Source organism: Rhodococcoides sp. S146-33, from assembly GCF_059489205.1.
In genome coordinates this window covers 25,997-51,348 of sequence record NZ_JCAJWY010000013.1, presented here as the reverse complement: position 1 = coordinate 51,348, position 25,352 = coordinate 25,997, and the positions used below count along the sequence as shown (strand labels likewise).

26 protein-coding genes are annotated in these 25,352 nt (G+C 63.8%); 15 read left to right on the top strand and 11 right to left on the bottom strand.

Going from position 1 to position 25,352, the window contains the following annotated elements:
* Nucleotides 1–316: 316 nt before the first annotated feature.
* From AC5WEY_RS25750 to AC5WEY_RS25700, 11 genes are all read left to right on the top strand, one after another.
* Nucleotides 317–1,315: a substrate-binding domain-containing protein gene (locus AC5WEY_RS25750; protein ID WP_495648096.1), complete on the top strand. Its 999-nt coding sequence runs from the start codon at nt 317–319 to the stop codon at nt 1,313–1,315.
* 34 nt (nt 1,316–1,349) lie between these two features.
* Entirely contained in the window at nt 1,350–2,339 is a 990-nt protein-coding gene (locus AC5WEY_RS25745; RefSeq protein ID WP_032376276.1) for an ABC transporter permease, read from the top strand.
* Nucleotides 2,336–3,118, top strand: a complete 783-nt coding sequence (locus tag AC5WEY_RS25740) for an ATP-binding cassette domain-containing protein (RefSeq protein ID WP_057476264.1) — start codon at nt 2,336–2,338, stop codon at nt 3,116–3,118. The genes AC5WEY_RS25745 and AC5WEY_RS25740 overlap by 4 nt, the downstream gene beginning before the upstream one ends.
* Nucleotides 3,099–4,031, top strand: coding sequence for a PfkB family carbohydrate kinase (locus AC5WEY_RS25735; protein WP_495648095.1), 933 nt, complete (start codon nt 3,099–3,101; stop codon nt 4,029–4,031). The genes AC5WEY_RS25740 and AC5WEY_RS25735 overlap by 20 nt, the downstream gene beginning before the upstream one ends.
* On the top strand, nt 4,028–4,678 hold the full coding sequence (locus AC5WEY_RS25730; protein ID WP_057476266.1) for a nucleoside/nucleotide kinase family protein: 651 nt from the start codon (nt 4,028–4,030) through the stop codon (nt 4,676–4,678). The genes AC5WEY_RS25735 and AC5WEY_RS25730 overlap by 4 nt, the downstream gene beginning before the upstream one ends.
* A gap of 45 nt (nt 4,679–4,723) precedes the next feature.
* Nucleotides 4,724–5,746, top strand: a complete 1,023-nt coding sequence (locus AC5WEY_RS25725) for a LacI family DNA-binding transcriptional regulator (protein WP_057476267.1) — start codon at nt 4,724–4,726, stop codon at nt 5,744–5,746.
* An 8-nt stretch (nt 5,747–5,754) separates the two neighbouring features.
* Nucleotides 5,755–6,777: a class II fructose-bisphosphate aldolase gene (gene fbaA, locus AC5WEY_RS25720; RefSeq protein ID WP_495648094.1), complete on the top strand. Its 1,023-nt coding sequence runs from the start codon at nt 5,755–5,757 to the stop codon at nt 6,775–6,777.
* 95 nt (nt 6,778–6,872) lie between these two features.
* Nucleotides 6,873–7,280, top strand: a complete 408-nt coding sequence (locus AC5WEY_RS25715) for a YciI family protein (protein ID WP_057476392.1) — start codon at nt 6,873–6,875, stop codon at nt 7,278–7,280.
* An 8-nt stretch (nt 7,281–7,288) separates the two neighbouring features.
* The gene (locus AC5WEY_RS25710) at nt 7,289–8,446 is read left to right on the top strand and encodes an RNA polymerase sigma factor (RefSeq protein WP_057476269.1); all 1,158 of its coding nucleotides are present in this window, start codon (nt 7,289–7,291) and stop codon (nt 8,444–8,446) included.
* A 99-nt stretch (nt 8,447–8,545) separates the two neighbouring features.
* Nucleotides 8,546–9,550, top strand: coding sequence for an alpha/beta hydrolase (locus tag AC5WEY_RS25705; RefSeq protein WP_495648093.1), 1,005 nt, complete (start codon nt 8,546–8,548; stop codon nt 9,548–9,550).
* Nucleotides 9,551–9,613: 63 nt separating this feature from the next.
* Complete coding sequence (locus tag AC5WEY_RS25700; RefSeq protein WP_057476270.1) at nt 9,614–9,829, top strand: hypervirulence associated TUDOR domain-containing protein; 216 nt, start codon at nt 9,614–9,616, stop codon at nt 9,827–9,829.
* A 121-nt stretch (nt 9,830–9,950) separates the two neighbouring features.
* Here the strand turns inward: AC5WEY_RS25700 and AC5WEY_RS25695 are convergent, their stop codons facing one another.
* Together AC5WEY_RS25695 and AC5WEY_RS25690 are read right to left on the bottom strand one after the other, a co-directional pair.
* Entirely contained in the window at nt 9,951–11,954 is a 2,004-nt protein-coding gene (locus AC5WEY_RS25695; RefSeq protein WP_495648098.1) for a hypothetical protein, read from the bottom strand.
* Between the two features lie 41 nt (nt 11,955–11,995).
* Nucleotides 11,996–13,237 carry an ATP-grasp domain-containing protein gene (locus AC5WEY_RS25690; RefSeq protein WP_057476272.1) on the bottom strand — a complete coding sequence of 414 codons (1,242 nt, stop codon included), beginning with the start codon at nt 13,235–13,237 and terminating at the stop codon, nt 11,996–11,998.
* A 216-nt stretch (nt 13,238–13,453) separates the two neighbouring features.
* Here AC5WEY_RS25690 and AC5WEY_RS25685 point away from each other — a divergent pair, with 216 nt between their 5' ends.
* From AC5WEY_RS25685 to AC5WEY_RS25675, 3 genes are all read left to right on the top strand, one after another.
* Nucleotides 13,454–13,795: a GNAT family N-acetyltransferase gene (locus tag AC5WEY_RS25685; RefSeq protein WP_495648092.1), complete on the top strand. Its 342-nt coding sequence runs from the start codon at nt 13,454–13,456 to the stop codon at nt 13,793–13,795.
* A gap of 79 nt (nt 13,796–13,874) precedes the next feature.
* Nucleotides 13,875–14,810 carry a pirin family protein gene (locus AC5WEY_RS25680; protein WP_495648091.1) on the top strand — a complete coding sequence of 312 codons (936 nt, stop codon included), beginning with the start codon at nt 13,875–13,877 and terminating at the stop codon, nt 14,808–14,810.
* Between the two features lie 28 nt (nt 14,811–14,838).
* The gene (locus AC5WEY_RS25675) at nt 14,839–15,414 is read left to right on the top strand and encodes a hypothetical protein (protein WP_495648090.1); all 576 of its coding nucleotides are present in this window, start codon (nt 14,839–14,841) and stop codon (nt 15,412–15,414) included.
* Here AC5WEY_RS25675 and AC5WEY_RS25670 read toward each other — a convergent pair.
* On the bottom strand, nt 15,411–16,343 hold the full coding sequence (locus AC5WEY_RS25670) for a DAPG hydrolase family protein (protein WP_495648089.1): 933 nt from the start codon (nt 16,341–16,343) through the stop codon (nt 15,411–15,413). The genes AC5WEY_RS25675 and AC5WEY_RS25670 overlap by 4 nt on opposite strands.
* A gap of 82 nt (nt 16,344–16,425) precedes the next feature.
* On the opposite strand from AC5WEY_RS25670, the gene AC5WEY_RS25665 reads away from it, so the two are divergent.
* Nucleotides 16,426–17,040, top strand: a complete 615-nt coding sequence (locus AC5WEY_RS25665) for a TetR/AcrR family transcriptional regulator (protein ID WP_057476276.1) — start codon at nt 16,426–16,428, stop codon at nt 17,038–17,040.
* A gap of 13 nt (nt 17,041–17,053) precedes the next feature.
* On the opposite strand, the gene AC5WEY_RS25660 is transcribed toward AC5WEY_RS25665, so the two are convergent.
* The 8 genes from AC5WEY_RS25660 to AC5WEY_RS25625 all read right to left on the bottom strand — a co-directional run bounded on the left by AC5WEY_RS25660 (nt 17,054) and on the right by AC5WEY_RS25625 (nt 25,221).
* The gene (locus AC5WEY_RS25660; RefSeq protein ID WP_495648088.1) at nt 17,054–17,779 is read right to left on the bottom strand and encodes a YoaK family protein; all 726 of its coding nucleotides are present in this window, start codon (nt 17,777–17,779) and stop codon (nt 17,054–17,056) included.
* Nucleotides 17,780–17,829: 50 nt separating this feature from the next.
* The gene (locus AC5WEY_RS25655) at nt 17,830–18,582 is read right to left on the bottom strand and encodes a TauD/TfdA dioxygenase family protein (RefSeq protein WP_495648087.1); all 753 of its coding nucleotides are present in this window, start codon (nt 18,580–18,582) and stop codon (nt 17,830–17,832) included.
* A complete protein-coding gene (locus AC5WEY_RS25650; RefSeq protein WP_495648086.1) occupies nt 18,579–19,601 on the bottom strand; it encodes a D-alanine--D-alanine ligase family protein in 1,023 nt (340 codons plus the stop codon). The genes AC5WEY_RS25655 and AC5WEY_RS25650 overlap by 4 nt, the downstream gene beginning before the upstream one ends.
* Nucleotides 19,601–20,887 (bottom strand): ATP-grasp domain-containing protein, encoded by a 1,287-nt coding sequence (locus AC5WEY_RS25645; RefSeq protein ID WP_495648085.1) that lies wholly within the window; start codon nt 20,885–20,887, stop codon nt 19,601–19,603. The genes AC5WEY_RS25650 and AC5WEY_RS25645 overlap by 1 nt, the downstream gene beginning before the upstream one ends.
* Complete coding sequence (locus tag AC5WEY_RS25640) at nt 20,884–21,684, bottom strand: O-methyltransferase (protein WP_495648084.1); 801 nt, start codon at nt 21,682–21,684, stop codon at nt 20,884–20,886. The genes AC5WEY_RS25645 and AC5WEY_RS25640 overlap by 4 nt, the downstream gene beginning before the upstream one ends.
* Nucleotides 21,681–22,892 carry a sedoheptulose 7-phosphate cyclase gene (locus AC5WEY_RS25635; RefSeq protein WP_495648083.1) on the bottom strand — a complete coding sequence of 404 codons (1,212 nt, stop codon included), beginning with the start codon at nt 22,890–22,892 and terminating at the stop codon, nt 21,681–21,683. The genes AC5WEY_RS25640 and AC5WEY_RS25635 overlap by 4 nt, the downstream gene beginning before the upstream one ends.
* Nucleotides 22,893–22,916: 24 nt before the next feature.
* Nucleotides 22,917–23,582 carry an HAD family hydrolase gene (locus AC5WEY_RS25630; RefSeq protein ID WP_495648082.1) on the bottom strand — a complete coding sequence of 222 codons (666 nt, stop codon included), beginning with the start codon at nt 23,580–23,582 and terminating at the stop codon, nt 22,917–22,919.
* A gap of 115 nt (nt 23,583–23,697) precedes the next feature.
* A complete protein-coding gene (locus AC5WEY_RS25625; protein ID WP_495648081.1) occupies nt 23,698–25,221 on the bottom strand; it encodes an adenylate/guanylate cyclase domain-containing protein in 1,524 nt (507 codons plus the stop codon).
* Nucleotides 25,222–25,352 lie beyond the last annotated feature (131 nt).

Below are 25,352 nucleotides of genomic sequence, written 5' to 3'. Positions count from 1 at the left end.
GTCCGTTCCCCGCGTTCACGCCGACTGTCTCACGATCAGCCTGGCAAAGAACGAACTTCGCGCGCGGATGGCAAACGCGCGCGCGTTTGCGAGGACCGAGGCGGGGAGTCGGGGCGGGGAGTTGGTAGGCGAGGGCTGGGCGGCGAGAAATGAGCCGCGCGAACCCACGTGACCCCCGTCACGAACCGGTCAGCCGGTCGGTCGGAAAAGAAATCGAAATTATTTTCGCGAAAGCGCATGCGCAAGCGCTTGTATGCGCTTTAAGCTCCTGCAATCGAGCGACGCGACCGCGTGGCTAGGGGACAAGGGAGTCCACATGTTCAATCACCGTCGGAAGTCTGCGCTGACGATCGGCACCGCGCTCATGGCCGGTTCGCTGGTCTTGGGCCTGACCGCCTGCAGCAGCTCGGACTCGGACAGCGTCAAGGTCGGACTCATCACCAAGACGGATTCCAACCCGTACTTCGTGAAGCTGCGCGAGGCCGCACAGGCGAAGGCGGATTCCAGCGGAGCCGAGCTGGTGGCTCTCGCCGGAGCATTCGACGGTGACAACGAAGGACAGGTCGCAGCTATCGAGAACCTGGTGGGACAGGGCGTGAAGGGAATTCTGATCACCCCGAACTCCTCGACCGGTGTGCTGGACGCGATCAAGAAGGCACGTGACGCCGGCGTTGTCGTCATCGCCCTCGACACCGCTACCGACCCCGAGGACGCGGTGGACGCGACGTTCGCGACCGACAACAAGGCGGCAGGCGTCAGCCAGGGTGAGTGGGTCAAGGGCACGCTGGGCACCACCGCGCCCCAGGTCATCATGCTCGACGGCACCGCAGGCGGCACCGTGGACACATTCCGTCACGACGGCTTCCTCGAAGGAATGGGTCTGACCGACAGCTCGTCGGAGATCGTCGGCCAGGAGAACACCAACGGAGACCAGACCAAGGCGCAGACGGCCATGGAGAACCTGCTGCAGCGCGCTCCGGGCGTCAACGCGCTCTACACGATCAACGAGCCCGCCGCGGCGGGTGCCTACCAGGCGATTCAGTCCGCAGGCCGCGCCGATCAGATCACCATCGGCTCCATCGACGGCAGCTGCACGGGCATCGCGAACGTCAAGTCCGGAATCATCGGCGCAACGGTGCTGCAGTTCCCGGCGAAGATGGCCGAGCAGGGCGTCGACGCGGTCGTGAAGTTCGCGCAGGACGGCACCAAGCCCAGCGGATTCAACGACACCGGCTCGCAGCTCGTCACCGACAAGCCGGTAGCCGGCATCGAATCCCAGGACACCGCGTGGGGCGAAGCGAATTGCTGGGGCTGATCGCGAACTACCGGCGAACCCAGGGATTTGATTCGTGAGTACCGATACCGCTGCGCCTCCCAAGGCACCGAGCCGGTTCAACGTGGGGACCATCCTGCGTGAACCGCTGCTCGGGCCACTGGCCGCGCTCGTCATTGCCATCATCGTGTTCAGCTCGATTTCGAGCTCGTTCCTCAACCCGCAGAACGTTTCTCTGATTCTGCAGCAGTCGGTGGTCGTCGGCATTCTCGCCGTCGGCCAGACTCTGATCATTCTCACGTCGGGTATCGATCTGTCCATCGGCGCGGTCGCGGTGATGGGCACCATCGTGATGGCACAGTCGGCCGGGGCGAACGGCCCGGTCGTGGCGTTGGGTTCGACGCTCGCCGTGTGCGTTGCGTTCGGTGCCATCAACGGCGGATTGGTGACGATGCTGAGGCTGCCGCCGTTCATCGTCACGCTCGGCACGTTCACGGCGATCCAAGCGGCCACCAGGCTGCTGGCCGGATCCGAGACCTATCAGGTTCCGAGCGGACCGCTGACACTGCTCGGCACCTCGTTCAAGATCGGTAGCTTCTCCACCACCTACGGCGTGGTGGTGATGCTGCTGGTGTACGCCGTGATGTGGTACGCCCTGTCCCAAACATCATGGGGTAGACATATTTACGCGGTCGGCGGCAGTCCGCAGGCCTCGGACCGCTCCGGCATCAAGTCCGGTCGGGTGCTGTTCTCGGTGTACATCGTCACTGGTGTCATCGCAGCGATCGCGGCATGGGCAGCGCTCGGACGGATCCCCAACGCCGACCCGAACGCATACCAGAACGCGAACCTCGAAACGATCACCGCGGTCGTGATCGGCGGAACCAGCCTGTTCGGTGGTCGAGGCACCGTGATCGGGACTCTCATCGGAACCCTGATCGTCGGTGTGCTGCGCAACGGGCTCACCCAGGCCGGCGTCGACAGCCTGTACCAGAACGTCGCGACCGGAATTCTTGTCATCGTTGCGGTGGCCGTCGATCAATTCGCACGTAGGAGGTCACAGTGAGTGCCAACCTCGCTCTGGAAGCGCGTGGTCTGGTCAAGACCTACGGCAGCGTGACGGCAATCAACGGTGCGGATTTCGAGCTGCGCGCCGGTGAGGTGCTGGCGGTGATCGGCGACAACGGTGCCGGAAAGTCCAGTCTCATCAAGGCTTTGGCCGGAGCGGTCATTCCGGATTCGGGCGAGATTCTGATGAACGGCTCGCCGGTGTCGTTCAAGAACACGCGCGACGCACGAGCGGCCGGCATCGAGACGGTCTACCAGGACCTGGCCGTCATCCCGGCACTCGATATCGCGTCGAACGTCTATCTGGGCCGCGAGATCAAGCGTAAGGGCATCAGCGGCAGCATTTTTCGGCGTCTGGACATGCCGAGGATGCGTGAGGAGTCGTCGAAGCACCTGCAGGACCTGAAGATAGGTATCAAGTCGGTCAACCAGGCTGTCGAGACGCTCTCTGGCGGTCAGCGTCAGGGCGTGGCCGTTGCGCGGGCAGCAGCATTCGGACGCGGAGTGATCATCATGGACGAGCCGACGGCCGCACTCGGCGTTCGCGAATCGGGCATGGTGATCGACCTGATACGAACCATTCGCGACCGCGGCATACCCGTGGTGCTCATCAGCCACGACATGCCGCACGTGTTCGAGGTGGCCGATCGGATTCACATCCACCGCCTCGGCAAGCGCGCGGGCGTCGTCGATCCGAAGAACCGCACCATGTCCGAGGTCGTTGCACTGATGACCGGTGCTGAGGAGCCGACCGACGATGAACGCGCCGGAGTCTGAAAACGATGCTCCGGTAGGAGTCTTCGTCGGACTGACGACACTCGACATCATCCATCGAGTGTCGTCCGCCCCGGCCCCGAACGAAAAGATCACGTCGAGCGCGCAGTTCGTCGCGGCAGGAGGTCCGGCCGCCAACGCGGCCATCACCTTCGCCGCGCTCGGCGGCTCGGCGGTGCTCGTCACCGCACTCGGCGACGAGCCGGTGGCCGAGCTGGTCAAAGCCGATCTGGCTGCGTACGGCGTCCGAGTGCTCGACGCGGCCCTCGGTACCAGTAGGTCGGTGCCGGTCTCGGCGGTGACGGTGATCGAATCGACCGGCGATCGGTCGGTCGTCTCGGCGGACGCCGTGCATTCCGAAGTTCCACCGCCGCAGGATCTCGAGACAGTAGTGGCCGGTGCCGATGTCGTTCTCGTCGACGGACATCACCCCCTGATCGCCCGCGCCGCCGCCGAACATGCGGCGGCGCGGGTTACCACCTTGGTCGTCGACGCCGGTCGGTGGAAGCCGGTGATGAGCGAGCTGATTCCACATGTCACAGACATGGTGTGCTCGGCGGACTTTCGCACCCCTGGCACCTCCGACACGGCCGGCACTGCAGCGGAACTCGTCGGAGCGGGCGTGCGTACGGTCGTCACCACTCACGGCAGTGAGCCCGTCGAATGGTGGTCCGACGGTTCGTCGGGTTCGGTCGATGTGGAGCCGGTGACAGCGGTCGATACAGTGGGTGCCGGAGATGCGTTCCACGGCGCGTATGCCTACTACTCGACGCAGTCGTGCTCCCTGGCCGAACGCATCGACAGTTCGGCTCGCGTTGCGGCACTGCGCTGCTCGATGATCGGGCCCAGGGCGTGGCTCGACGAACTTTCCGCTGACACACTTCACTACCCACGGACTCGGAAGCGACAACGGTGAGCACTGATCAGGATGTACAGAGAGCGACCCTCGGCGAGCTCGTGGAGCTGGCCGGGCAACTCGCCGTCGCCGGAGAACGGCGCATACTCGGCCTGACCGGCGCGCCCGGAGCGGGAAAGTCCACGGTGGCACAGCAACTCGTCGATGCGCTCGGGCCGGAGCTGGCGGTACTGGTTCCGATGGACGGATTCCACCTGGCCAACGAGGTGTTGATCGACCTGGGCCGGCTCGATCGTAAGGGTGCCCACGATACGTTCGACGACGGTGGATACGCGCGACTGATCGCGGCGATTCACGACCAGAAACCCGGTGATCCCATCGTCTACGCACCGAGGTTCAGGCGCGAGATCGAGGAGTCCATCGGTTCGGCGATCCCGGTTCCGTCGACTGTTCCGTTGGTGGTCACCGAGGGCAACTATCTGCTGATGGAGTCCGACGCGTGGCCTGCTGCACGGTCGATGATCGACGAGGTCTGGTTTCTCGCTCCGCACACACGGGTTCGGCACGAGCGCCTGGTTGCCCGGCACGAGGCTTACGGCAAGTCGCACGAGGACGCGGAGTTCTGGGCACTGGGCTCGGACGAGCGCAACGCCGAACTGATCGGATCGACCGCAGGCCGCGCCGACCGAATCCTGCGCCTGACGTGACGATTCGGCAGAGCCACGAGTCACGCCAGTACCGGGCCGACTGACATGCCCACGATGGACGATGTCGCCCGCATCGCCGGAGTATCGGTGTCGACGGTCTCGCACGTCCTCAACGGCACCCGAAACGTCAACCCGACCACCCGCCAGCGCGTCGACGCGGCAATTGTCGAGATCGGGTACCGACGCAACGTTGTTGCCCGCTCGCTCGCCGCGGGACGGACCAACACGGTAGGTCTCTCGATAGCGGCGTTGACCAACCCGTATTTCGGCAGCCTGGTGCACGCTGTCGAGCGACGACTGTCGGAGGCCGGATACGTGTTGATTCTCGGTGATTCGCACGACGAGCCGGTGTCCGAGCGGAGAGTGACCGATTCACTGTTGGACCGTCAGGTCGACGGGATGCTTCTCGCGCCGTCGGCCGGATCGGAGTCTTCGGCCATTCCGGAGATTGTGCGCAGTGGCACCCCGCTGGTCCTGATCGACCGCATGCTCGATCTTCCCTGCGATCAGGTGGGTCCGGAGAACGACGCATCGGCCTACGAACTCACTGCCCACCTTCTCGATGCGGGCCATCGGCGCATCGCCATCGTCCGCGGAATCGAGGGAATCTCCTCGACCACAGAACGATTCGATGGTTATGCTCGCGCGCTCGCCGATCGAGGGATCGAACTCGATCCTGCCTTGGTTCTCGACGGTCGGTCGAACGTGGAGGTGGCCGAGTCTGCTGTGCGAGAGCTGATGTCGAGTCCTTACCATCCATCGGCACTGGTGTCGATGAACAACTCGATGACCATCGGATCGTTGAAAGCAGTTCGTGGACTGGGTATGTCGATACCGGCCGACTTGGCGTTCGTCTGTTACGACGATTTCGAGTGGTCGGATCTGTTCGAGCCTCGCCTGACGGCTGCGGCACAGGATGTGCAGACGATCGGCAGAACCGCGGCCGATCTACTTCTCGGACGTATCGAGGGTCGCGACGACGCGCCCCGATCCATCCGTGTACCGACCACCTTCGCTCACCGAAATTCCTGTGGCTGCAGTTCGACACCAGCCCCATCCGAAAGATAGGACAGCTCATGCCCATTGCCAGTCCGGACCAGTACGCGGCCATGCTCGACCGTGCGAAGGAAGGCGGGTTCGCATACCCGTCGATCAATGTCACCGGCTCGCAGACGCTCAACGCAGCGCTGCAGGGGTTCGCCGAGGCCGAGAGCGACGGCATCATCCAGGTCTCCGTCGGCACCGCGCTGTATCTCTCCGGCAACGCCGTACAGAATCGCTTCGCCGGTTCCAAGGCGCTCGCCCAGTACGCCCACGAAGTGGCACAACACTATTCGATTTCGGTGGCGCTGCACACCGATCACTGCCCCGCCGAGAATCTGGACGACTGGGTGCGGCCGCTGCTGGCCGACGCGATCGACCGCCGTGGACGTGGACTCGACCCGCTGTACCAATCGCACATGTGGGACGGTTCGGCGGTGCCGCTCGACGAGAATCTGCGTGTCGCTCGGGAATTGCTCGATCTGTCGGTGCAGGCCAACACGATCCTCGAAATCGAGGTGGGCGTGATCGGCGGCGAGGAGGACGGAGTCTCACACGAGATCAACGAACAGTTGTACTCGACCGTCGACGATGCCCGGGCCACGATCGCCGCGCTCGGCGCGGGGGAGCGAGGTCGCTACATGACTGCCCTGACCTTCGGTAATGTGCACGGGGTCTACAACCCGGAATCGGTGCACCTACGGCCCGAGATTCTTGCCGAGATCCAGTCCGTCGTCGGAGCCGAGACCGGTAAGGAGAACCCGTTCGATCTGGTGTTCCACGGTGGATCGGGCTCCAGCGCAGAAGATATCGCCTCCGCAGTGGCAAGCGGAGTGATCAAGATGAACATCGACACCGACACCCAATACGCCTTCACCCGATCCATCGCGGGGCACATGTTGAGCAAGTACGACCAGGTCCTCAAGGTCGACGGCGAATACGGCAACAAGAAGGCCTACGACCCCCGATCGTGGGGCAAACCGGCCGAGACGGCGATGGCGGCGAGAGTGGTCGAGGCGACGCAGATGCTCGGTTCGGCAGGCCGCACGATGCGCTGAGAATTTTTTCTCGCGAACATGTCGAATTCTGCGGACCGGTTACGTCCCAGGGTCGAATGCAGAAAGAATGGCTGCATCCGACGCTAGGAGACATCATGGCCAAGTACCTCATGCTCAAGCACTACCGCGGAGCCCCCGAGCCTGCCGACTGGATCCCGATGGATCGGTGGACTCCGGCCGAGGTGCGCGACCACATCCAGTTCATGCAGGACTTCGCCGCCGAGTTGGAGAAGACCGGCGAATTCGTCGATGCGCAGGCTCTGGCCCCTGAGGGAACGTGGGTGCGCTCGGACGGGGAGGGAAAGCCTCCGGTCACCGACGGTCCGTTCGCGGAGACGAAGGACCTCATCGCAGGGTGGATGGTGATCGACGTCGACTCCTACGATCGTGCACTCGAGCTGGCCGGGCAGTTGTCGGCAGCGCCCGGCGCCGGTGGGAAGCCGATCGACGAGTGGCTCGAGTTGCGTCCGTTCATGGAGGCTCCTCCCACGATCGCCGACTGACGTTCATCATGGATCCCGGAGTGCTGCGGGCACTGACGCCCGCAGTGATCGGCGTCCTCGTCCATCGCGGAGCGGACTTCGCGTCGGCCGAGGACGCCGTCCAGGAGGCCCTGGTGCAGGCAACCTCGACGTGGGCTCTCTCGACCGGGTCAGCTGACGCGCCGGCCGACCCGAAGGGGTGGCTCGTCACCGTGGCCTGGCGAAAATTTCTCGATGCACAGCGCTCGGAGAAGGCGCGTCGGGATCGTGAGGATCGACTGGCGGCGCAGCCGGAACCGGAGTTCGTGGGTGGCGTCGACGACACGCTGCAGTTGTTCTTCCTGTGTGCACATCCGACGCTGACGCCGACGGCAGCGGTGGCACTGACCCTGCGTGCCGTCGGTGGATTGACCACTCGGCAGATCGCGCAGGCGTATTTGGTGCCCGAAAAGACCATGGCACAGCGCATCAGCCGAGCAAAACGTGCGGTGCGTGATGTGCGCTTCGATGCGCCGGGCGATCCGATCACGGTACGGCGGGTGCTGTATCTCGTGTTCAACGAGGGGTACACCGGAGATGTCGACCTCGCGGCGGAGGCGATCCGGTTGGCTCGGCAGCTGTCGACGCTGTCCGACGACGAGGAGACGGCGGGTCTGGTGGCGCTGATGGTGCTGCACCACGCGCGCCGTTCGGCAAGAACCGGATCCGACGGACAGCTCGTGCCTTTGGCCGAACAGGACCGATCCCGTTGGGACACAGCCCTGATCGCGGAGGGCGTGCAGATTCTTCAGGCGGCGCTGGCCCGCGATCGGTTGGGAGAGTTTCAGGCTCAGGCGGCGATCGCTGCCCTGCACGCCGACGCGATGCGAGTCGAGGAGACGGACTGGGTGCAGATAGTCGAGTGGTACGACGAGTTGCTCGCACTCACCGGCAGCCCCGTCGTGCAGCTCAATCGCGCGGTGGCCGTCGGGGAGGCCGACGGCCCCGCCGCGGGGCTCGCGGCCTTGGCCGAGGTCGATTCCACGGTCCCGAGGCACACTGCGGCGGCCGCGCATCTGCACGAGAAGGCGGGTGACCTCACGCAGGCCGCAGAGCTGTACGCCCGAGCGGCACAGTCGGCTTCCTCGCTTCCCGAGCGGCACCATCTGACGCTGCAGGCGGCTCGGATCCGTGCTCGGAATCCGTGACGGCCTCGAGCAAGCGTACGAACCGATCGGTTTCGTAATCTGATCGTTAGCGGTAGAAAGTGGAATCCGTGCGACCCTCGTATGGTGCTGATGTTGCCAGTGGGACTGAAGAGAAAGAAGCGAACTCGATCCGGGGCGGTCGTGACGGCTGCCGTGCTGGGAGCGATGCTGCTGTCCGGAACAACGGCCCAGGCCCTGCCGGGAAACTCGGGATCGGCCGACGCGGCCGCGGGAGCCGTCGGGATCCATCAGGTGTCGGCAACCCGTGCAGTGCTGAACGTGTTCTCCCCGTCCATGAATCGCGTCATCTCCAACGAGGTTCTGCATTCGCCGGGGGGCGGACCCGCACCGAGCCTGATCCTGCTCAACGGTGCGCTCGGCAACGAGGACGGCGTGGGGTGGCTCAACAACTCCGGCGTCGAACAGTTCTTTCTCGACAAGAACGTCACGGTCGTAGCGCCCATCGGCGGCCGCTTCAGCTTCTATACCGATTGGCAGACAACCGATCCGGTACTGGGCAGGAACATGTGGCAGACCTACCTGACTCGCGAGCTTCCTGCCGCCGTCGACGCCGCGTACGGATCCAACGGTCGGCACGGAGTGGCAGGACTGTCGATGAGTGGTGGGCCTGCACTGGATCTGGCGATCCAGGCACCGGATGTGTTCGACGCCGCTGCGTCGTTCAGTGGATGCCCGGCACCATCGAATCCACTTGCTACCGCAGGTATCTCGACGATGATCGCCGGCGGCCTCAACAACCCGTTCAACATGTGGGGGTTGCCGGGAAGTCAGGGTTGGCGCGACCACGATCCGTCGCTCAACGTCGAACGACTGCGCGGAACAGCGGTGTACGTCAGCTCGTCCCGCGGACTTCCCGGACCGGTGGACCGGATCCCCGAGGGTGCGATTCCACCGTTCGGCGGGATGGCGGTCGAGGCGATGGTGAACTACTGCACGTCGATCTTCGTCGACGCGTTGCGCAGAGCCGATGTGCCGGCCACGATCTCCATGCGCGAGGAGGGCGCACACACGTGGCCGCTGTTCGAGGATCAGCTGCGCGAGGCCTGGTTCACCACGCTGGCACCGGCTCTGGGAACAAGGTGATTGGTACCGGACTCTCGCGGGTACGCGTCGATGGACAAGTATCGACGAAGGGACCACACCGACATGGCGAAAGACGACTTGCACAAGGGTGACAAGGTCGAATGGCAGACCCACGGGACCAAGACCGAGGGAACGGTGGTGGAGAAGATCACCTCCGAGACCGAAGCCGCAGGCAGAACCGTGAAGGCCTCGAAGGACGAACCTCAGTACCGGGTCGAGAGCGACAAGTCCGGCAAGGATGCAGTACACAAGCCGGAGTCGCTCGACAAGAAGGACTGAGCGACCACGAGGCGCAAACGCGCGCGCATTCGTCAAGTGCGCGCGGATTCGCGGCCTGTTTAGCGCGCGTCTGGCAAACGCGCGCGCGTTTGCGGATCTCGATGACGCACCACGGCCCCGCTCAGGCCTGAGGCACCGATCGTTCTGCGCCCCAACTTCGTTCGATGTAGCCGCGTATCCGATCGATGTCCTCGGCGGGGATTCTCTCCGGCTCCCCGTTCTCCAGCGGATCGGTGTGGAAGATGTACAAGCGTGAAGCGAACTGGTCGAACGGCAGCGAACCCTCGCCTGCGCGTTCGCCGTTGCCCGCCGTTCCCACGACGACGCCGTCGCCCCAGTCCTGCCCGCTGTCGTTGTTCGGGTTGAAGAAATAGACCCGCATGACGCCGTCGGGGTCGGTGGTCACGCGCAGAATGGTGATGGCGTGCCATCCGACATACCGTGCAGCACTGTCGGTTACGGCCACACCGGCAGGCTGCGGATGGATCAACGGCTGACGCCCGTTGTACTCCGGGTGGTACGCGGCGTAGAACTGCCGTAGGAATGCGTCCAGGTCGCTGATATTTCCGGTGGCCACGTCGACGTCGATGTGGAACTCGCGTGCCGACCACCACCCGTGGAACTCTGGGTTGACCCAACGATGCGGATCGCCGGGGCGATCGGCGCAGCGCCTGACCATCTCGGCGTAGATGCGATCGAGATGCGGAACCAGCAGCAGAGACACGGGGTCGAGGTCCACCGGATCGGACGTGGCGACGCCGCTGACACTGTCGGTCGACGAGATCGACTGGCCCTCGAAGTGCATGACGATCTCCTCATCACGCGCCGCCCACACCACCATCTGCAGCAGGTAGTCGGGATCGTTGTACGCCCACATCGACAGCGCCCGCGCCGACTGGCACGTCGGGTTGTCGCCCTGACCGACTCCGAGCGGTTGCCCGAGCATCGACAACAATCCACCCAGCAAGCGCGACTGCGGTGCCGGTACCGGACCGAACGTGGTGTTCAGCTTCTCCTGCACTGCCGGTGCGAGTTTCAGCGACATCTGCCGCCACAACGACGGCACGATCGGCGGCTGATGCAGAATTCCGCGATCGAGCAGCAGCGCCAATCCGTAGAGGCACTGCGCGGTTTCGGGGAACACCGTCTCCTCGATGAGGCGATGGACCAATTCCGGGTAGCGCGTCAGACACGTACGACCGGTATCGGACAGACCGAGTGCTTCGGGGAGAACGTACGAGTAGTGATCGACGAGGTACTGCGTCAACGTCGCGTGGTACGGCGAGACGAGTCCGGTGTCGTGCATCGCTCGCGCGAATCCGCGGGCCTCGAACTGCAATGCCTCGACGTCCATCGCCTCGAGGCGTGACCGATACACCTCGACGCCCGGATCCTCTCGGCACGCATCGGTGGTGCCGAACAAGGCTGTGATCAACCGATCCAGTCCCTGGCCCGACGTGCCGAGGTCGACGGTGGGGTCGTCACGATAGATTGCGATGCGGGTGACCATCGCCTTGATCGTGTCCACCTGGATCGGGCGCTGTCGCAGAATTCGCCAGATCTCCTCGACCAACTCGTCGAGCACACTGTCGTAGCCGATCTGCCCGGCCACGTACCCGAAAAGATCGCGAATCAGGTGTGCGGTACGGCCCAACCGAACTCGCTCCGACTCCGACGGAGGCGTGAACAGAACGTCGAGATTGACCGCGAGAACCTGCGACAGGAATCGTCGCGCATCCTCGGCCGAGACGGCCGCATGGTCGTACTCGCCCGCGACGATCGCGACCATCCGAAGTTCGCTGGTCGCCTCGAGGACGAAGGTGTCATCGTTGCCACTGCGCAGGCTCGGGCCCACGAACGCCGGTACGAGAATATCGGGCTGAGCCCAATCCGTACCGGCGAACAAGCCGGCCGTTTCCAGCGTCGCGGCGCGCTCCCGAATCGCATGACACCCGCCGGGCTGCAACAGAACTCGATGCAGCGCGTCGAGAACCCGCCGCACCTTGGTGTTCTTACTGAACTCGGGTGCACCGGCCAACGCCTCGGTGGCGTGGTCGAGTTGGGCCAGTCTCGACGCCAGAGCCTTGTCGACCGGTGCCTCATCGGCTCGTGCCGGCTCGCTCATCGTCTGCGTCGTGGGTTCGTGGTCGTTCCCGAGTTGCTGCTTCACACGTAGAAGTCCAGTTCTTCCTGATGTTTCAACAAGTCACGCATGACATAGGTATCCTCGCCGAAGAAGTACAGCAGGCCCCAGTGGGTGCCGAATGCCGTTCTCTTGGTGACGGTTTCCTCGATCGGTGCCGACAGATCGTTGGTCTCGTAGTAATCGTGCCCGCTCGTCTCCTCCGGAATTTGGAGCTGGCTGACGACACGGCGTCGTGGATAGACACCGAAACATCCGGCGACACCGGTTGCATCGACGACCTCCTTCGGGAAGAAGGCGTCGATCTCCTCCTCCGTGGTCTTCGGGTCGAACGCCAAGGCCAGGCCCTGGTAGGCGTTGAATCCGTAGGCTCGCTCGAGGAGCTCGAACACCTTGAAACCCGGTGGACGATAAGCCACTTCACCGAAGTACATTTCACCGTCGCTGGTGACGAAGTACTCGGGGTGAATGAATCCGAACTCGATGTCGAAGGTCTTGATCAGCTTCTCGATCTGCACCGTGATCTGCTCGCGATACTTCTCCAGCTCGGGTGTCGCAGGAACGAACACCGAGTATCCGAGGGTGACGTACTCCGAGATGTTGAGGAACTTGATCTTGCCGTTGTGAATCCATGCTTCGACGGCGAACTCCCAGCCGTCGAGGTGCGATTCCATCAGCGCCGGAAATTCCTCGTCGGGAATGGAGTCGACCTCGTCAGGGGTACGAATGACGCGGTGGCCGAGGCAACCGGCCTTGTCGAAGGCCTTGACATGGATCGGGTCGTTCGGATCGCCGTCGAGCTTGAGCAGCGTCTGGTTGACACGTTTGAGGAATCGAATGACGTCCTCACGGTCGTGGGCTTCTTCGAAGATGCCCACTCGAATGCCGCCGAGCTGAGCACGGCGCTTCATCAACGACTTGTCGCGCAACAACATTGCTTGACCGAACAGGCGTGGGTTGCCGAGCAACACCGAGTTGATGGCACCCGCCCACTCCACCGTCTCTTCGTACAACGGAATCGCGACATCGACACCCTTGTCCCGAAGGGTTTCGGCGATTTCCAGCGAGCGATCGTTGAGTCGCTCGAAGTTCCACGGGATGTAAGGAATATCGTGCTCGGTGCAGTACGCCTCGGCCCACTCCGGGGCAACGACGACGTAGCGCCGATCGAACTTGTCCAGTGCTTCCACCGCGGCCAAACTCCACCCCAGCAGGGCCACGTAACCCTTGTTCGGGTCTTTCTCCAGCCTGTCTGGCTGAGCCATGAAGTTCCTTCCCCTAGATGATTCATCGGTCGAGGTCCTTCGCTCCACCGTACAGAGGCGGTATCGGTCGATCGGCACCCCTGTATGCGACTGTCGATCGGGAACGCGCCGGACCCAGGTGTTCACTACCGGCCACGATCGACAGATTTCCGCCGATCGTGCACGATCGTGAACAACCAGGTGCGAGTCGCGCCACCGAGGAACGAGGAGCACGAGATGACGGTCGACAAAACCGGTGCCGAGGTCGAGATCACCCAGCAAGCAGACCGTTTCACGGTCTCGGTCGAGGGCGCGCAGGTCGGCTTCACCGAGTTCGTCGACGACGAGGATGCGCGGCGCATCTTCTTCCACACCGAGGTAGACGCGGCGTACGGCGGACGCGGTCTGGCAACGATTCTCGTGCAGCAGGCACTGGACGCCACCCGGGCCGACGCCAAGCGCATCGTTCCGATCTGCCCCTTGGTCGAGGCGTTCGTGGGTAAGCACTCGGAATTCGACGACATCGTCGAGCAGCCCACCGACGAGATCCGGCAATGGCTGGCCGACCAGCAGAATTGAGGCGGGAATAGCGTCCGGCACCGGTAGGTTGAGCTGTATTAGTAGTTGCAGAGTCAACTACCCAGCCGAAAGGGAAGCCATGCCCGCAGTGACGGTCGACAACATCCTCGCGTTGCCCCGAATCCCCATGCCCGACGCCACCGCCGTCCCCCGGCCGGTCCGGTCCGTCACGACGGCCCCGACCGGGTACGAAGGCGAGGGCTTTCCGGTTCGCCGCGCGTTTGCAGGACTGGACATGTCGGCCCTCGACCCGTTCATCCACATGGATCAGATGGGCGAGGTGAACTACGCGCCCGGTGAGCCCAAGGGCACGCCGTGGCATCCGCACCGTGGGTTCGAAACCGTGACCTACATGATCGACGGGATCATGGAGCACAAGGACTCTCACGGTGGCGGCGGCATCATCAGCGGTGGCGACACGCAATGGATGACGGCCGGTGGGGGAATTCTGCACATCGAGGCTCCGCCCGAGCACCTGGTGCTCTCCGGCGGGCTGTTTCACGGTGTTCAGCTCTGGGTCAATCTGCCGCGGGAGAACAAGATGGCGCACCCGCGGTATCAGGACATCACCGGTAGCAAGGTGGCGTTGGCGTCGAGTCCTGACGGCGGTGCGCTGGTGCGCGTCATCGCCGGTGAGATCGCCGGTATGCAGGGTCCCGGATCGACCTACACGCCGATTGCGCTCTCCCACAGCACCATTGCTCCAGGGGCTGCGCTGACGCTGCCGTGGAACCAGGACTTCAACGCCCTGGTCTACGTGCTCGCGGGCGAGGGCACCGTCGGTGCGGAGAAGCGCCCGATCCGGATGGGGCAGACGGCGTTGTTCGGCCGCGGCGACACCATCGAGATGGCCGCGTCGGCGGTGGGGGAGTCGCTCGAGGTGTTCGTTCTCGGTGGCAAGCCGATTCGGGAGCCCGTTGCCATGGCAGGCCCGTTCGTCATGAACACCAAGTCCGAAGTGCTGCAGGCCTTCGAGGACTACCAGGCCGGACGGCTGGGCGTTCCTGTCGAGTGATCGCAGGAGCCGTGCAACGATTCGGGGTATGACCGACGCCGAGCCCCGTATTCGCAGAACCCGGTTGTATCGCCGGTTGGTCACCCGTGCGGGTGGTCCGCTGCCGCCCGCACGGGCGGCAGCACGGTTGTCCGCCTACGTCTACGGAAACATCCTCATCCTCGCGGCGGTTGCGGCGTCGACGCCCGGCTCGATCGAACACGGAACAGCTGCGGTCCTGGTTCTGGCCACGGCCGGGACGACCTTTCTGGCGCACGTGTTCGCCGATTTCGTGGCCGGTAGTCAGATACCCGAGGCGCACGGAGACGCCACCGACGAGCAACGCAAGTTCAAGGCTTTCGAAGAGCTTCGCGATGCCGTCCCCATCCTGAGTTCCGGAACCGTCCCCGCGCTGATGCTGGCGCTCGGCTGGTTGTCGGTGCTCCCGGCGCAGTGGGCGGAACTGCTGGCCGGTGGTGTCATCGTGGTGCGCATCGCCACGATCCAGATGGTCACCGAGCGAATTCGCGGCAACCGGTTGACCTTCCGTGCATTTCTCGGTGGGCTGGCCACCGCAGCGGTTGCGGCACTGATCGTGTTGGCGAAGGTGTTTTTGGGGCACTAGCTCCCGAACTCGGCGTACAACTCGGGCAGGAAGCCGGCGAGGTGGTTCATCTCCTGTCCGCAGTGCAGCATCAGATCTCGGGCGAGATCGAGCCCGAGCACGAGGTCGGTCGGATCCACCGACGCTCCCCGTCGGACGGCGCACGCGGCCTGCTTCACGTCCGGTACGTGCAACCCGCGCAGGTTCAGGTGGAAGCGGCTGCGCATCTCGGCACCGCCGTCGACGGGTCTGACCTGATGGGCAAGCCACCCCAGATCCACCGGTGCGATAGAGCTTCCCACTCGGCCGAAGACGATCGTCTGATCCGAGGGCACGTCGAAGCCGTGCGCAATCGGATCACGAAACCCGATGCCCAGTTGCTGCAGTTTGGGACCGACGTACTCGTCCACGAACGTCGTGTTGCCGACGTATTTGGCCTTGTCGGGTATGTCGAGTGCCGTCCGATCTTCCGCCAGAGCGGCGTACAGGTGGGCATCGGGGTGCCACAGCTTGTAGCGGGCCGCTTCGGTGGAGTGCCATCCGAACCACCAGTCCCACATGGCCGCCGTCACCCGAGGCATCACCGTGCGTACCGCCACGAACGTCACCCCGTCGGTTCGCTGCCCGTACCCGGTCTCGACTCGGGAGTACCCGGTGGGGCCGAGATCGGTTGTGATCGAATCGAATCCGGGTACCGCGTCGGGTGAGAGCGGGGGTGCCGCATAGGCATCGGTCACCGCAGTCGGTGCCGGACTCGTTCGCTCTGCCATGTAACGGGCGTAGGGCCGATCTCGATCGGCGTCTCGATAGCCCGCGTAACGCTCACCGCAGTCGTCCGCAGATCCGACCGTCGGTGCTGCGGCCGCCCTCGACGCAGTCCCGAGGATGGTCGCGGTCACCGCCGCTGCGGCCCCCAGGACGACCTGACGCCGTGTCGGCTTTCGTGTCATGTGCTCCCCCATACTCAACTTCCGTTGAGGATATGGCGTGGTCTCCGGGAGTGTCAACGACCTGGCCAGTACACTGCGCGGTATGAGTCCTGCCACGCCCAAGGACGACGCATCCAGAGTGCGGCGGCGCGACGAGATCGCGACAGCCGCGATCGAAGTGCTGGCCACCAAAGGCTTTCGTGGGCTGACGCATCGGGCCGTGGACGAAGCGGCAGGACTCGGCCCGGGGTCGGTGAACTATCACGCGCCCACTCGAAGTCGCCTGCTGCACCTGGCATTGGGGCAACTGTTCGCCCGCGACTTCGAGATTGCCGGGGCGACGTTCGGAAGTCTGGTCGACGCCAAACCCCTCACGGTCGACGTCGTGGTGAGCCGAATCGTGGACTTCATCCAAGCGATGACGACGGGCGACGCAGCCAAACGGGTCATCGCCCGGAGCATCATGCTCGGCGAGGCTCAGCATGATCACGAGGTCAGAGAACTCTTCGACACTCAGCGCGGCGCATTCGTGACCTACACACAATGGATCGTCGCCTCGCTCGACTCCGAGGATCCGCAGGCGGAAGCAGAGACGCTGGTCGTCATGATCGAGGGTCTCATTCAGCGGCAGGTACTGATCGGATCACGCCTGCCCCGGTCTTTGGTGGAGCAGATGCTCCGCACAGTCGTAGCAACCTCACCGATCGTCGCGGATTAGCGGCGCAGGGGCGTCAGCCCAGCAGTGAATTGCGCTCGGTGTGGGTGAAGGTGAAGATCGTCGCACCGAAGCTGATCATTGCCGTGAGAAGCAGTACCTGCGGTCCGGTGATGACAACGCCGATGAAGGCGCCGACGACCCCACCCAGCGCGAACGAACCGAGAAGCGCTGTGTAGCTGAGCCAGTCGTAACGCGTTCCACCACCGAACCAATGGCGCTCGATACCTTGGCCGAGTTTGACCAACGTTCCGGTGACGTAGCTGAGGGGAATGTACGTCTCTTCTTTCTTCGTGAACGCGGTGTTGAGAGCGCCGAGTGCGAAGGCCACCAACAGAATCGGATAGAAGTTCACGTTCGCGGAAGACCAACCGGAGATCGCGATGTCGATCGTCCCTGCTGCCGCGAGTGCAATGGTGGTCAGCACCGTCGCTCCGTGCGGATGATTCGACCAGTAGCGCCGTCGGCAGATCGACGAGATCACCACACCCGCAAGAAACGACCCCATGAGGGCCAGCGCTGCCCACGGCGAAGCGCCCGGTGCAACCTCTTTGCCCTCCGGGTGTCCGAAGTGGCCGACGACCGCACGCTCGGTGTTCCCGGTCATGAACGTCACGAAGTAGCCGGCGGAATGCAGGAATGCCACTGCGCCCACCATTCCCGCGAGTCCGGACAGGATCCAGGACAGACGAGCTTCGGCACCGACGGCTGTGTCGCGGCTGATCGACAGGGGTGAGGTCATGACTCGATTGTCCGGACCTCAGGCGAGGCGGCAACTCTTTGAGTCGTCGGTCACATAACCGACGCGTTCTCCGCATTCGCGATCATTCCCCGATGCATCACCCTGTTTCCCACCACGCCGCTGTGATCGGCCCGATGCATCACACATCGGTTGTCCCACATGACCAGATCACCGGGAGCCCATGCGTGCTGCAGTACGTTCTCCGCTCGAGTGGAGTGCTCGAAAAGGTACCGTATGGTCTCGCGCGTCTCCTCGGAGTTCATTCCGCTGATCGCGACACATCGGGCGGGTGCCGAGATAGCCAGGGCGGTGCGGCCGGACAGCGGATGGACTGCGAACAAGGGATGTTCGGCGGAGGAATCGGTGTCCGACGCCACCCCGGTCACCCGATGTGTCACCGTGCGTCCCGCCAGGTCCTCTTTCATTGCCGCAGGCAGCGTCTCGTACGCCGAGTACTGGTCGCTGAACTGGGTGCTGCCGCCGGCCGCCGGTACGGACACCGCTCGTAATGCCGTGTACGCGGGCGGATTCGGTACGTACGTCGTATCCACGTGGAACGTCGACTTCGGCGGCGTGGTGCGGCCGACGTTGCTCACGACGTTCAGGTCGGGAAATCCCGGGACCGGAGTCTCGCCCTCGGTGAACATCATCTCGCCGAACCGACGCAGAAACGCCAGGAAACGCTCGTCGTCCAGGGCCTGTTCTCGCAGGATCAGCACACCGTGTTCGGCCAGCTGCGTGCGTAATTCGTCCACCGATGCCGAGTCGAGGTCCAGACCGCGGATTTGAATTCCCAACGTCATGACGCCAACTCCTTGTTCGATAGTTCCGCGACCGACTTCGCGAACAAGCGGTCGATCGGGATGTCCGCTGCCGCAGCCATCACCGCGAGCACACTCGAAGGCGAGTACGAGCAGTAGAGACCGGCCTCGAGGAACCATGGTTCCCCGTCGGGGTCGATGCGAAAGTCGAACAGCCCGTAGTGCCGGCACCCCAGCGACCGATAGCACGATCGTGCTGCCGCCCAGACCTTCTCGGTGATCGGATCCGAGGAGTCGACTATCCATGCCTTGGTCTGCTGCTTCGCGACCAGGTACAGATCTCCGTCCTCGGTTCGATTCAACTTGTCGGCACTCGTCCGCACGGAGTCGACGGCGTACTCCTCCAGGGGCAGGCACACCAGCTCACCGTTCATCGCGATGATGCCGCACCGAACCTCGCGCCCGAGTGGAACATACGATTCGACCAGTGCAGCAGACGAATACGCCAGCGCGTCGTCGATTGCGGAGATCAACGAGTCGTCGTCTTCGACAAGCGTGACGCCCATCGAATTGTCGGAGTCGACGGGCTTGACGACGACAGGCAATTCGAGATCGACGGTCCCGCCACTGCGCACCACCATGCCGGCCGGGACGGCGACTCCGGCGGCGGCGACGACGGCACGGGCCAGTGCCTTGTCGGCCGTCATGGCCATGACGGCCGGTGTATTACCTACGTACGGCACATCCATCAGATCGAACAGGCTGCGGTAGGTCGTCATGCCGGGTAGGCAGAACATCTGCGGCACCATGACGTCGAAGTGCCACGTAGACATGACTTCCACTGCCTGAGCCAGGGGTACCTGCTGCGCCGCAGCCACACTGGCAGCGTCGATACCGTCGGGAAAACTCCACATCCCGCCGGGGGAGACGAACGCGATCACCAGCTGGTACGCAGGATCGTCACCGATCGCCTCGAGAAAGCCGCCTGCATACACCCGAGACAGATCGCAGTGGAACTCGTCCACCGAGGATCCTACGAGCACCAGCACCGACAGTGCCATCAGTCGCCTCCGTTCTCCACGAGCTTGCCGATGTTGAAGTCGATACGAGACCAGCCGCGGCGCGCGGCGAGATTGCGCAGCAGTAGCGACGGGATCTGCAGGTGGTGCACCAGCAGGTAGGGCAGCGGATCCCACCCCGTGAGGATGGCGTCCTTGCCTCGAAAGATGGTGCGCAGCCGTGATACTCGATTGCCCTCGGTGATCAGCCGCCACAGTTCGTGGTAGATCCAGTACGTCGGCCGGGCCGTCGGACGCGGCACGGTCATCGGATGACCGTCGTCGAGGTATGCGGCAGCCAGTTCGGGGTGGTCGTAGAACATGGTGATCGCCGAGTGGGTGCGCGGGTTGCATTCGATGGCGTAGATCTGGCCGTCTGCGGCGGACTCGATGAAGTCGAACGACAGCTGTCCGGTGGTGTCGAGTGAAGAGACGAATGTTTCTACCCAGCGCAGGATCTCGGGCTTGTCGACCATGGCGTAGTTGACCTGGAAGGCCGATGACACGCAGCATCCGTACACCTGCAGGCGACCCTCGCGCACAGTGCCGTGCGTGCAGTACTCCTGTCCGGCGATGAATTCCTGCAGAATCCACGGATCGTCCTCGGTGATGTGCAGGCTTCGGGCGAAGGAGGAGTTGCGCTCCGGCGTGTGCGCCGTCAACCGCGTCAGATCCATTCGGCCGACCGGGTTGTAGGAGATCCGCTTGAGGATGTACTCACGACCCGGCTCGAACTCGAACTCGTCGATCTGGGTCGGGTCGGTGATGCGTCTGAAGTCGGGCACCCGTAGCCCCAATGACGCTGCGTGCTCGGAGAAGCGGGACTTGTCGTCCACCATCCGCACGGTATCGGCGTCACCGTGAATCACCTCGCAGTGCGCGTCGAGAATTGCACGTGCGTCCGCATCGTGAATGCTCGCGGCCGGGCTGGCCACAGGCACGAAGACATCGACCCCCTCGCGGCGAACGATGTCCAGCAGAGCGTGCGCGTATCCCGGATCTCCCGGATCGGGTATGCAATGGAAGCGGTCGACGGCGCGAGAGAAGCGATGTCCGGTCCATCGGTACTTCGCGGATTCCACCAGGATCACTCGATGCCCGGCAAGATGAAAGGACCGTGCGAGTTGCAGGGCCTTGGTCATCTTTCCGCCGCTGATCAGAATGGTTCGCGGTGCAGGAGTTCGATGTGTGGCGGGCCTGGTACCGCGCACCGCGGCCACCCCCACCACCGCAAGGTCGATGGGGAGGGTGGCCGTCAGGCCGATCAGTGCTGCGACGGTACGGATCATGTGCGCCGGATCAGCGTCACGCCGTCGCGCAGTGGAATCAGAACCTGTTGCACACGAGGGTCGTTGGCGACGTAGTCGTTGAATTCGGCGATGGCCCGGCCGTTCTCGTTCGGCTGCGCCGCGTAGGGCTGCCCTTGCAGCAGGGTGTTGTCGACGGCGATCACGGCACCGTCGGAGAGCAGATCGCTCTCGAGCAGATACTCCACGTACTCGCGGTATCCAGTCTTGTCGGCGTCGATGAACACCAGGTCGAAGGTGCCGTCGAGCCGGCGAAGAGTGTCGAGCGCGGGACCTACCTGCACCGTGATGGCTGATCCTGCAGTCGACTCCGCGAAGCACGACTGCGCGAACTCGGCCACGTACGGGTCGACCTCGCACGCGACGACCTCGCCGCCGGCAGGCAGCGCCTCGGCCATAGCAAGCGCCGAGTACCCGGTGAACATACCGATCTCGAGCACCCGCGTAGCCCGGGTCATGTGTACGAGGAACGCCAGGAAGCATCCCTCCACATGGCCGGAGAGCATTTCCATCTCCAGGGGCCCGGAACCGGAGACCACGTCACGTGATCTCCAGTCCGCCGAGCGGGTCCGCGACGCCAACGTGGCCAATGCCGCAGATTCGGAGGTGGTGCAGGTATCGAGGTACGGGTCGAGTCCCGCCGCGAGATCGCGGGCCCGATGAACACGGGTGATCAGTGCGTCGGTCACCCCGGCGTCGGAATCGAGCAGCGCAGCTATCTCGCCGAGCTCGCGCGCCAGGATGGTCGTCGGGGTGACCGGTCGCGGCTGCGCCGTCACTGTGTCGGTGCGGTGAACATGTCCAGGCCCTCGCCGGCGCGGGGGAAGTCGAGGCAGATCTTCTTGTGCAATGTCAGCACATCCGCCAGCTCGTTCGCGTCGAGATCGTTGAGGAACGTGCAGGTGCCGATCGGGTCGGGTACTGCGGCGCGCAGAATGCCGTCGCGGGTCTTGAGGATCGATGCCGTTGCCTCGGAGAGCAATTCAGGGGTCAGATACGGGCTGTCGAGCGCCAGTCCGATGCTGCTCATGACGCCCAGCACCCGATCACGATCGGCAGTGGACAAATGGCCCCGCTGCTCGGCGACGGTCGTCGACAGTGCCATGTCGATGTTGATGGCGTGGCCGTGGAAGAACGGAGCGGGCGGCGTCAGCTCGAGCGTCGGGCTCCAGGTGTGGCCGAAGGCGATGACGCGATCGAGGTCGATCTCGTGGAGATTGGGGGCCTCGAGCTCGAGCATCGTCGCGATGGCCGAGTACGTCAATCGATCTGCCACCGAACGTAATTCGGGCGTCCCGTCGAGGTGGCCGAAGCGAGTACGAAGAAGTTCCGGGCCGTACTGCTCCAACATCTCGAAGATCTCCAGGTTGCCGACGACAGAGATCTTGATCAGCTCGGCCATACCGTTGCGCACCTGGTCCTCGGGCAGTGTGCCGAGGAACGAGAAGTCGAGCAGCACCTTCTGCGATGCGTGATACGCACCCAGGCGGTTCTTGTGCTTGCCGTAGTTCACGGCAACCTTGATCGACACGCTTGCGTCGATCAGGCCGATCAACGTCGTGGGAATCCGGATGTACGGGGTGTTGCGTCGGTAGCTGGCGCACGCGAAACCTGCTACGTCGGTGGTCAATCCACCACCGACCACCAGGACCGGCTCGGTGCGGACCAGGCCGTAGGCGTCGAATTCACCGACGATGCGCTCGAAGGTCTCGAGCGACTTCGCGGTTTCTCTGATCTGTACCGGAACCACGGTCAGCGTGATGTCGTGATAGTCGAAGTACGCGCGAATTCGGTCGCCGTAGATCTCGTGAACCGATTCGTCGACGACCATCAGCGCGCGTCCGTACGGTCGGTAACTGTCGGCCAATTCTGTGTTCTCGAGGGCGAAGACACCGTCGACGTAGATCAGGTCGTACTCGATTCGCTCGTATCCCTCGACACGAAATGACCTGTCCCCGGCAACGACCTGGGCCTGAAGATTGCTCACAATTACTCCTGGGTTTATGAAGGGTCAGGCCGAGATCAGAGCGCGGACGCGCTCGGGATCGAGGGTCTCGACGGTGTCGGTGGCCGAGCCGAAGTCGGTGCCTGCTGTGTTCTCGTTCGGGAATGCGACGCACGTGATGCCCGCTGCCGTGGCCGCCTGTACGCCGCCGGCATTGTCCTCGATGGCCACACTGTCGGATGCGTTCTCGCCCAACGTCTTCAATGCGAACTCGTAGGACGCGGGATCGGGCTTGCCCGAGTCGACCGAGGACGCGTCGACGATGACGTCGAACGAATCGGCGGTGAGCTCGGGGCTCAGGGCCGCCAGCAATGCGTCGATGTTGTCGCGGGATGTGGTGGTCACGAAGCCCACCTTCACGCCGTTCGCCTTCGCGGAGTCGATCGTATCGGCAACACCGGGGCGGGTCTTCACGTCGGATTCGCCGATCAGTCGTTGGAAGATCTCCGATTTGGTCGCGTGTACCGCGGCGGCGTCGACCTCGGTGCCCGTGTCGGACGCGTACTCGCTGATCCGGTCGGCACCACCGTTGGACCCGAGCATGGAACGGTAGTCCTCACGAGACCAGTTCCAGTTCAGATCGTGAGCTGCGAATGCCTCGTTGAACGAGCGACGTTGCAGTTCGGACGTGTCGACGAGCGTGCTGATCGAACCGAACAGAATTGCGGACATGAGTGCCTTTCGGAGCGAGAGACCTTGTACCAGTCAATGTCTCGCGCATGCGCGATGGGTGAGTTGGTTCGGGGGGTATGCCCCATCGGCACCGAACGGGAAACCTTCGAATTTTCTACGGTGTGGTGGGCGCTCCATGTCGATGCGTGGGTGCGGCCAGCGCCGTCGGTGTCGATCGTCCGCGCAGTGTGACCGTCGCACCTGTTGTCCAGTGCTTCCTCTCGTCCGCGGTTGCGTGCTCGAGCACGATCGAGGACGTGAGCACATCGGTGTCGGGGTCGTCCTTGGCGAGATCGGTGAGCCGGGCCGCCTGATTCACGGTGTCGCCGATGACGGTGTACTCGAAGCGCGATTCGGCTCCGATGTTGCCCGCGATGACCGGGCCGTACGTGACGCCGATGCCGATCTCGAAGCCGCCGTCGGAAGCGAGAGCGAGGGCCAGGGTGCGCGCGGTGCGGAGTGCTGCTGTGGCCGGATCGGGGTGATCGACCGGAGCGCCGAAGATCAGCAATGCGGCGTCACCCTCGAACTTGTTGACGAAGCCGCCGTGTCGTTCGCCGTGCTCTACCACCACCGCGAAGAACCGATTGAGAAGGTCGACCACAGCCTCCGCGGATTCTCGCTCGGCCATGGCCGTCGAACCCACCAGGTCGATGAACAGCACCGCGACCGTCCGGTTCTCGCCGCCGAGGCGGGGAGCACTCGCCAGTGCCCGTTGCGCCACATCGTGGCCCACGTGTCTGCCGAACAGAGAACGCAGTCGTTCGCGCTCGTCGAGACCGACCACCATCTTGTTGAACCCGTTCTGCAACCGGCCGATCTCGGACGCGTCGTAGACGTCGACGCGGGTGTCCGTCGCCCCGGCCTCGACGCGCTGCATGGCGCTACTGACCTGCTGTAGCGGGTCCGACACGGAACGACCGACCAGGAACATGCCGCCGAATCCGACGACCAGGGCGATCGCGGACAGCGACACCATCGCGGGAGACAGGTCGACGTCGGGCGGGATGACTGTGTCGATCAGTCTGCCGAGTCCGATGAGACCGAGACCCAGGATGGGGATGGCCGTGCTCAGTACCCAGATGAGGACCACGCGCAGCTTCACGCCGAGCGCAACCGTGTCGGTGACCTCGCTGACGTCCATCACCGCGGCGGTGATCGGTCGAAGCGTTCGTTCGGCGACCAGATAGCCCAACGAGCAGGTCGCCAACCCGCCGAAGCTCACGGCGATCGCGACGATGATCGACAATGCTGCGCCGGCCGACGCATTGACCGCGACGAATACGGCGACGCCGAGGGCCCACAACAGAACGTGAACACCGAGCTGACGTAGGGGCAATCGCACGACGGCGATCGCGGTGTCGTCCGAGGGCGTTCCGCCGCTGTGCAGCCACAGTACGAGCGGTTTCGCGACGCGCAGCCCGAGGGCGATCCCGATACCGATCGCGACCGGCAGATAGACGAAGAACGCGAGGTAGTTCCGATCCGACAGGATCTCTTCGGATCCGACCGGCAACGGCAGGATGAAGCGCGCCAACACGAACACGATGACCGCCCCGATGGCGTTGGCCGACACCATGCCCGCCGCGTACAGCCGCATCGGGGTGCGGCCGAGAGCGGACCGTAGAGCTGCGATCACCGGTGAATCTCCGTTCTGTGGTCGCTCGAACTCTAGGTGCCCGGAAAAAGAAATGGAGGAGATTCGGCACGAGTGACTATCTGTGTCGGCAAGTACCTGGTAATCTCCGTAACAGTTAATCACTCCTGTTC

What these genes read in the sequence shown, in the direction of transcription:
- AC5WEY_RS25750 (WP_495648096.1), top strand. Translation starts at nt 317, where the DNA reads ATGTTCAATCACCGTCGGAAGTCTGCGCTGACGATCGGCACCGCGCTC.
- AC5WEY_RS25735 (WP_495648095.1), top strand. Translation starts at nt 3,099, where the DNA reads ATGAACGCGCCGGAGTCTGAAAACGATGCTCCGGTAGGAGTCTTCGTC.
- AC5WEY_RS25725 (WP_057476267.1), top strand. Translation starts at nt 4,724, where the DNA reads ATGCCCACGATGGACGATGTCGCCCGCATCGCCGGAGTATCGGTGTCG.
- fbaA (WP_495648094.1), top strand. Translation starts at nt 5,755, where the DNA reads ATGCCCATTGCCAGTCCGGACCAGTACGCGGCCATGCTCGACCGTGCG.
- AC5WEY_RS25715 (WP_057476392.1), top strand. Translation starts at nt 6,873, where the DNA reads ATGGCCAAGTACCTCATGCTCAAGCACTACCGCGGAGCCCCCGAGCCT.
- AC5WEY_RS25710 (WP_057476269.1), top strand. Translation starts at nt 7,289, where the DNA reads ATGGATCCCGGAGTGCTGCGGGCACTGACGCCCGCAGTGATCGGCGTC.
- AC5WEY_RS25700 (WP_057476270.1), top strand. Translation starts at nt 9,614, where the DNA reads ATGGCGAAAGACGACTTGCACAAGGGTGACAAGGTCGAATGGCAGACC.
- AC5WEY_RS25695 (WP_495648098.1), bottom strand. Translation starts at nt 11,954, where the DNA reads ATGAGCGAGCCGGCACGAGCCGATGAGGCACCGGTCGACAAGGCTCTG.
- AC5WEY_RS25690 (WP_057476272.1), bottom strand. Translation starts at nt 13,237, where the DNA reads ATGGCTCAGCCAGACAGGCTGGAGAAAGACCCGAACAAGGGTTACGTG.
- AC5WEY_RS25685 (WP_495648092.1), top strand. Translation starts at nt 13,454, where the DNA reads ATGACGGTCGACAAAACCGGTGCCGAGGTCGAGATCACCCAGCAAGCA.
- AC5WEY_RS25680 (WP_495648091.1), top strand. Translation starts at nt 13,875, where the DNA reads ATGCCCGCAGTGACGGTCGACAACATCCTCGCGTTGCCCCGAATCCCC.
- AC5WEY_RS25675 (WP_495648090.1), top strand. Translation starts at nt 14,839, where the DNA reads ATGACCGACGCCGAGCCCCGTATTCGCAGAACCCGGTTGTATCGCCGG.
- AC5WEY_RS25670 (WP_495648089.1), bottom strand. Translation starts at nt 16,343, where the DNA reads ATGACACGAAAGCCGACACGGCGTCAGGTCGTCCTGGGGGCCGCAGCG.
- AC5WEY_RS25665 (WP_057476276.1), top strand. Translation starts at nt 16,426, where the DNA reads ATGAGTCCTGCCACGCCCAAGGACGACGCATCCAGAGTGCGGCGGCGC.
- AC5WEY_RS25660 (WP_495648088.1), bottom strand. Translation starts at nt 17,779, where the DNA reads ATGACCTCACCCCTGTCGATCAGCCGCGACACAGCCGTCGGTGCCGAA.
- AC5WEY_RS25655 (WP_495648087.1), bottom strand. Translation starts at nt 18,582, where the DNA reads ATGACGTTGGGAATTCAAATCCGCGGTCTGGACCTCGACTCGGCATCG.
- AC5WEY_RS25650 (WP_495648086.1), bottom strand. Translation starts at nt 19,601, where the DNA reads ATGGCACTGTCGGTGCTGGTGCTCGTAGGATCCTCGGTGGACGAGTTC.
- AC5WEY_RS25645 (WP_495648085.1), bottom strand. Translation starts at nt 20,887, where the DNA reads ATGATCCGTACCGTCGCAGCACTGATCGGCCTGACGGCCACCCTCCCC.
- AC5WEY_RS25630 (WP_495648082.1), bottom strand. Translation starts at nt 23,582, where the DNA reads ATGTCCGCAATTCTGTTCGGTTCGATCAGCACGCTCGTCGACACGTCC.